The 6,903-nt window shown below is 40.8% G+C and carries 4 protein-coding genes and 3 tRNA genes; 2 read left to right on the top strand and 5 right to left on the bottom strand.

Annotation, left to right across the window (positions count from 1 at the left end; translation table 11 throughout):
• Window positions 1-333: 333 nt before the first annotated feature.
• From O9316_RS07485 to O9316_RS07475, 3 genes are all read right to left on the bottom strand, one after another.
• Window positions 334-407 (bottom strand) — tRNA-Arg (locus tag O9316_RS07485).
• A 4-nt stretch (window positions 408-411) separates the two neighbouring features.
• Window positions 412-486: transfer RNA gene (locus tag O9316_RS07480), tRNA-Pro, on the bottom strand.
• 8 nt (window positions 487-494) lie between these two features.
• Window positions 495-578 (bottom strand) — tRNA-Ser (locus tag O9316_RS07475).
• A 245-nt stretch (window positions 579-823) separates the two neighbouring features.
• On the opposite strand from O9316_RS07475, the gene O9316_RS07470 reads away from it, so the two are divergent.
• Window positions 824-2,005 carry an acetyl-CoA C-acyltransferase gene (locus tag O9316_RS07470; protein ID WP_298205123.1) on the top strand — a complete coding sequence of 394 codons (1,182 nt, stop codon included), beginning with the start codon at window positions 824-826 and terminating at the stop codon, window positions 2,003-2,005.
• A 5-nt stretch (window positions 2,006-2,010) separates the two neighbouring features.
• Window positions 2,011-2,775, top strand: a complete 765-nt coding sequence (locus O9316_RS07465) for a C40 family peptidase (RefSeq protein ID WP_298205124.1) — start codon at window positions 2,011-2,013, stop codon at window positions 2,773-2,775.
• Window positions 2,776-2,807: 32 nt separating this feature from the next.
• Here the strand turns inward: O9316_RS07465 and O9316_RS07460 are convergent, their stop codons facing one another.
• Both O9316_RS07460 and gyrA read right to left on the bottom strand, forming a co-directional pair.
• Entirely contained in the window at window positions 2,808-4,136 is a 1,329-nt protein-coding gene (locus tag O9316_RS07460; protein ID WP_298205125.1) for a tetratricopeptide repeat protein, read from the bottom strand.
• Window positions 4,137-4,209: 73 nt separating this feature from the next.
• The gene (gene gyrA / locus O9316_RS07455; RefSeq protein WP_298205126.1) at window positions 4,210-6,756 is read right to left on the bottom strand and encodes a DNA gyrase subunit A; all 2,547 of its coding nucleotides are present in this window, start codon (window positions 6,754-6,756) and stop codon (window positions 4,210-4,212) included.
• Window positions 6,757-6,903 lie beyond the last annotated feature (147 nt).

The following is a 6,903-nucleotide window of genomic DNA, read 5'->3' as shown; positions in this document are numbered from 1 at the left end:
GGCTGACTGGATCACCCTAAAGCCTCTGTTTTGGGGCTTTTTTTGTTTCAAAATATACCGTCTCAGGTTCCCCCGAAATGATGTCGGGGCTGACTGGATCACCCTAAAACCTCTGTTTTGGGGCTTTTTTTGTTTGTAAACTGTATAGAACATTTACAGCGTTTGTCATGCCCGTCCACACTTAGGGGGTAACATTTTCCGTTATATTTTGAAACAAAAAAAGCCCCAAAACAGAGGCTTTAGGTTGATCCAGTCAGCCCCGACATCACTTCGGGGGAACCCGAGACGGTATATTTTTGAAACAAAAAAAGCCCCAAAACAGAGGCTTTACTGTGATCCAGTCAGGATTCGAACCTGAGACCTACTGCTTAGAAGGCAGTTGCTCTATCCAGCTGAGCTACTGGACCTTAGTCGGGGTGGCAGGATTCGAACCTGCGGCCTCCTGCTCCCAAAGCAGGCGCGATAACCGGGCTACGCTACACCCCGAAAAGAAGCGGAGAGACAGGGACTCGAACCCTGGCGACGGTTACCCGTCGACAGATTAGCAATCTGCTCCGTTACCACTCCGGCACCTCTCCTGATTCTTAAAAAGAAAGAACTTTCGCTTAAAGCGGTTGCAAATGTAACGCAACAAAGTAAAAAATACAACTATTTGATGGTATTTTTTATGAATTTATGTCATCCCAAAATAAATCCATTCGTTATCAATTCAATAGCGCTTAAAAAAGTAAAAAAACCTTGAAAATACAAGGGGAAAATCAGGCTATTTCCTAAAAAATAGTAGATTTGCACTACAAACAAACCAATTGAAATTTAAATTAACATGAGTAAAAAAGTGGTCATCGTTTCGGCAGCTCGAACTCCCATCGGAAGTTTTATGGGTGCCCTATCCTCGGTTGCTGCGCCCCATCTCGGAGCGGCTGCTATTAAAGGTGCTTTAGCAAAAATTCAACTCAACCCCAAGTTGGTCGATGAAGTCTTGATGGGTAATGTCGTTCAAGCTGGAGTGGGACAAGCACCCGCACGTCAAGCGGCTTTATTTGCTGGATTGTCTGAAAATGTAGCGTGTACAACGGTCAACAAGGTATGCGCCTCGGGGATGAAAGCGATCATGCAAGGCGCTCAAGCGATTATGGCAGGTGATGCCGAAATTGTCGTTGCTGGAGGGATGGAAAATATGAGTATGATTCCCCACTACGTTCACCTACGTAATGGTGTTAAATTTGGTCCTACCTCCCTTGTTGATGGGATGCAAAAAGACGGGTTAACCGACGCCTACGACCATAATGCCATGGGGGTATGTGCCGACTTATGTGCTACCGAATACCAGATTAGCCGCGAAGAGCAAGACCAATTTGCCATACAATCTTACCAGCGTTCTGCTACCGCTTGGGATCAAGGAAAATTTGATGCCGAAGTCATACCAGTCGCTGTACCCCAGCGCAAGGGAGAGCCTATAATGGTGACCCGCGATGAAGAATATACCAATGTACGATTGGACAAAATTCCAACACTTAGTCCTGTTTTCACTAAAGAGGGAACGGTTACTGCAGCCAATGCATCAACCATCAATGACGGAGCTGCAGCCTTAGTTTTAATGAGTGCAGAAAAAGCCGAAGCATTGGGATTGCAACCTTTGGCGGTTATCCGTGGGTATGCTGATGCAGCACAAGAACCAAAATGGTTTACTACAGCGCCTGCAAAAGCCTTACCTAAAGCCCTTGCAAAAGCGGGATTGGCTCTTGATGATGTGGACTTTTTTGAGTTCAATGAAGCGTTCTCTGTGGTAGGACTAGCCAATGCAAAAATTTTAAATTTACCCAACGATAAAGTTAATGTAAATGGCGGTGCTGTTTCATTGGGCCACCCGCTTGGATGCTCGGGAGCACGAATTATCGTTACGCTTCTCCATGTCTTACAACAAAATAATGCAAAAATTGGAGCTGCTGCAATTTGCAATGGTGGAGGAGGTGCTTCTGCTTTAGTTATAGAACGAATTGCCTAATTAGAATGAAGTTTGCCCTTTGTACCCTTTCTGTAATTCCGCTGCGCGCCGAACCGAGTGACCGAAGTGAAATGGTGTCACAAGTGTTGTTTGGAGAACATTTTGAAATTATAGACAAAGAAAAACAATGGCTAAAAATCAAACTTCATTTCGATCAGTACGAGGGATGGATTGACCGAAAACAGTGCCTAGAAATTACACAAGACCAGTTCGAAAAATTATCGCAAGATGCATTAATCTTAAATGCAGATTTGGTCGAATATTCAGTCACTCCTGAAAATCAACTGATTCCATTATTATTGGGTGCTTCATTGACTTTTTTAAACCACGCGGACATTAATCGGGCGCAATTCGGATTTGAAGGCTTAAAGATTACAGGGAAAAAACCAAAATCAGAATTAATTCCCACAGCTTTCATGTACTTGAATGCCCCTTATTTGTGGGGAGGAAAATCGCCTTTTGGTATTGATTGCTCTGGTTTTACGCAAATGGTATACAAACTCAATGGGTATGCGCTTTTACGCGATGCCTCACAACAAGCTACCCAAGGTGAGGTATTGAGTTTTATTGAAGAAAGCGAACCTGGTGATTTGGCATTTTTTGATAATGAAGAAGGCAAAATCATCCACGTTGGTATCATTTTAGAAAACAATTACATCATTCACGCCAGTGGTAAAGTTCGCGTCGATCGCTTAGACCATTTAGGCATTTACAACGCTGAAGAAAATAGACACACCCATCGTTTACGGGTGATTAAAAAAGTGGTATAAAAAAAGTGCTCTATAAAATAGAGCACTTTTTTTTATTTTCCAAGCTGAGCTTTCAATTCTTTCACCTTATCATTTCGTTCCAAAAACTTATACACAGTGAGTAATCCATTGATTACCCCTTCGTTGTTCGGTTGAAGTTTATAAGCACTTTCAAGTAAAGGCAATACTTTGTTAAACAATTTTTGACGTTCACCTTTCAAAAACTCAAATCGTTTTTGGTCTTTTTCGTTATACCCCAACTTATTCATTTCTTCAACAATTTTTTGGTCAGGCTTTAACATCATATCAGCTAAATTTACATAAGCATCCGCATAATCTGGCTTTATTTCAATCACGCGACGATAGTACTTTTCAGCCTCTTCAAATTGATTATTATTACCACTTGTTACCCCAAGATTATAAATCAAAATATGATCATCAGGATTTTTTTCCAAGACTTCTTTTATAACTTTCTGATAGCTGGAAATATCATTCATTTTCAAATAAATATCTGCTTCTGACAACAATAAATTTGTGTCCCCAGGAAGCTCTTTTTTCGCATCTGCAATAGCTGATTTTGCGGCCTCAACATTTCCTCTTTGAATGTGAATCAATGCGATATTTTTTACAATCTCTCCCCTTTTTGAGGGTGTTTTTTCCTCTGTTGGTTCGATATACTGCCCTAATTCTACAAACTTATTACGAATGGCTTTGTCAGAGAAACTTTCCACCTCACCCGTTAATTTATTTTTCGCAAAATATTTTATTCCTTCACCTGTGTAGTTTTTAGACTTTAGAATATCATAATACTTTAAAGCGCTGTCATAATCTTTGCCTTCTACGGCATAATTCGCCGCAAAATAAAGATTATCCATTTCTTTGGGTTCCATTAAAAAAACACTGTAAAGAACTTTGGAGGATTCTACATACTGTTTAGAATTTCCTAAAGTAATGGCAACGTTCAACAATTGCCCTTTAAACATTTGGACCGTTTCGTTGATATCATCTGTATAAACTTTCTTTCCGGTTTTTGCTTCATAATCTAAGGTTTCACGCATAGCCGTTGCCATTCCTTCAATCAAATTAGGTGAAAACAATTTGACCATTTGAGTTTGCATAGCAACCGGAGACATATTCTTATCCCACGTTGCCATTTCCATCATAGGAACCATCGCTTTGTAAAACTTTAGATACACTTTATCCGATTCTTCGGTAGCTAAACCTTCCAGTTTTTGAACCAAATTTTTGTATTCCGTATACTCTTCGGTTTTTAACGCATCTTTAGCGTATAATTTTTTTAAAGCTTTCAATTCGTCTTTTTGTGCGAATGAAGCTGTAGCCAAGAACAGGGTTCCCGCTAAAAATAAATGATTGATTTTCATACGATTTGATTTAAAAACGTAAAAAGCCACGATTGAAATTCAACACATGGCTTTTATACAATTATTTTACTTTTTATTCTTCATTATCTTGTGTGGTATCGTCACTTAATTCCATCCCTTCGTTGAGTTCGTCGTCTTCTACAGCCTCCGATTCCTCCTCGCGCATCACCTTGGTTACAGCGGCAATGGAATCGTTATTTTTGATATTGATCAAACGAACCCCTTGCGTGGCACGACCCATCACACGGAGGTCAGAAACCATCATTCGAATCGTTAATCCCGACTTGTTGATAATCATCAAATCATCTTCGTCGGTAACATCCGAAATGGAGATCAATTGTCCCGTTTTATCCGTTATGTTTAAGGTTTTTACCCCTTTTCCACCCCGGTTGGTAATTCGGTATACATCTTCACCGTCATCATCCACTAATTTGGTGCGTTTGCCATACCCATTTTCGGTCACCACCAAAATTTGTTTTTCATTGACTTCTTTTTCATCAACCGCTACCATTCCGATTACTTCATCTTTTTCGTCGGCCAAGGTAATCCCGCGAACTCCAGAAGCTGTTCGTCCCATCGGTCGTGTTTTGCTTTCTTCAAAGCGGACCAGTTTACCCGACTTCACCGCAATCAATACCTGACTGTTTCCGGTGGTTAGTTTGGCTTCTAACAATTCATCGTCTTCGCGAATCGTGATCGCATTAATTCCATTTTGACGGGGACGCGAATATTGTTCAAGCGGTGTCTTTTTCACCTGCCCTTGCTTGGTCGCCATGATCACATAATGGTTGTTGATGTACTCTTCGTCTTTAAGGTCTTTGGTGCAAATGAAAGCCTTAACCTTATCATCACTTTCAATATTGATTAAGTTCTGAATCGCACGTCCTTTGCTCGCTTTGGACCCTTCAGGAATTTCGTAGACTCGCATCCAATAACATTTTCCTTTTTGAGTAAAGAACAATAAATATTGGTGGTTGGTGGCTACAAATAAGTGTTCCAAGAAATCTTGATCTCGCGTTGCCGCCGATTTTTGCCCCACTCCTCCTCTATTCTGTGTTTTGTACTCAGAGAGTGAAGTTCGTTTGATATAGCCCGCATGCGAAATGGTAATTACCACATTTTCATCTGCAATCAAATCTTCAATACTTACATCACCACCGGCATAAACAATTTCCGAACGACGTGCATCACCGTATTTATCGCGAACTTCAATCAACTCTTCTTTGATTAAAGACATTCGCAAGTCTTTGTTGGCCAACAGGTCTTTTAATCGCTGAATCAACTTCATAATATCTTCGTATTCAGCACGCAACTTATCTTGCTCCAATCCGGTCAACTGACGCAAACGCATTTCAACAATGGCCCGGGATTGAATTTCCGACAAACTAAAACGTTCCATCAATTTGGTTCTTGCCTCATCGCCGTCTTTCGATCCACGAATAATAGCAATTACTTCATCAATATTATCCGAAGCAATAATTAATCCCTCTAATATGTGGGCGCGCTCTTCTGCCTTTCGTAACTCAAACTGCGTACGACGTACTACAACATCATGACGGTGTTCTACGAAATGGTGAATTAAATCTTTCAAATTCAACATCTCTGGACGCCCGTTGACCAAAGCAATGTTGTTGACACTGAATGAACTTTGCAATTGGGTGTACTTAAACAACATGTTCAGCACTACGTTGGGAACCGCATCGCGTTTTAGCTCATAAACAATTCGCATCCCACTTCGATCGGATTCATCGCGAATATTGGAAATACCTTCGATTTTCTTCTCGTTAATCAAGTCCGCTGTCTTCTTAATCATTTCAGCTTTATTGACTTGATACGGAATTTCAGTTACCACAATGGCTTCTTTACCGTTAACTTCTTCAAAATTTACTTTACCACGAATAACAATACGTCCACGACCCGTTTTGAAGGCTTCACGAACCCCTTCATAGCCATAAATCACACCTCCCGTAGGAAAATCAGGCGCTTTGATGTATTGAAGTAACTCATCAATTTCAATGTCCGTATTATCAATATAAGCCAAGGTTCCGTCTACAACTTCTGTAAGGTTGTGTGGTGGCATATTGGTAGCCATCCCCACAGCAATCCCAGAAGCTCCATTGATTAAGAGATTGGGAATCCGTGTCGGCATGACTTTGGGCTCGTACAAGGTATCGTCAAAGTTCAATTGAAAATCAACCGTTTCTTTGTCGATGTCTGCCATAATGTCTTCTGACATTTTCTTCATACGGGCTTCGGTGTATCGCATGGCCGCAGGACTGTCACCATCGATCGACCCAAAGTTTCCTTGTCCATCAACCAATAAATAACGTAAACTCCATTCTTGCGCCATACGTACCATGGCATCATAAACCGAGCTATCCCCGTGCGGGTGATACTTACCCAGTACCTCCCCTACAATTCTCGCCGATTTTTTGTGGGCTCTATTTGAAAAAACTCCTAAGTCATACATTCCATACAACACACGGCGGTGAACAGGCTTTAAACCGTCACGCACGTCAGGTAAGGCACGAGAAACAATTACAGACATCGAATAATCGATGTACGCGCTTTTCATCTCGTCTTCAATGTTGATAGGAATTAACTTCTCTCCGTCAGACATATGCTAAATATTTTATAAAATTTTGGTTCAATTATTCAAACGTGCAATATACATCATTTTGTTTTTTTGAAAAGAAATTACCAGGGCATATTTCGACTTTTTATTAACAAAATCAAGGGTTGAAACGGTTAATAAATCCCCTGACCT

Source organism: Flavobacterium sp., from assembly GCF_027533505.1.
Lineage (GTDB): Bacteria > Bacteroidota > Bacteroidia > Flavobacteriales > Flavobacteriaceae > Flavobacterium.
The sequence above is the reverse complement of the archived record's forward strand: the minus strand, read 5'-3'. Positions and strand labels throughout refer to the sequence as shown.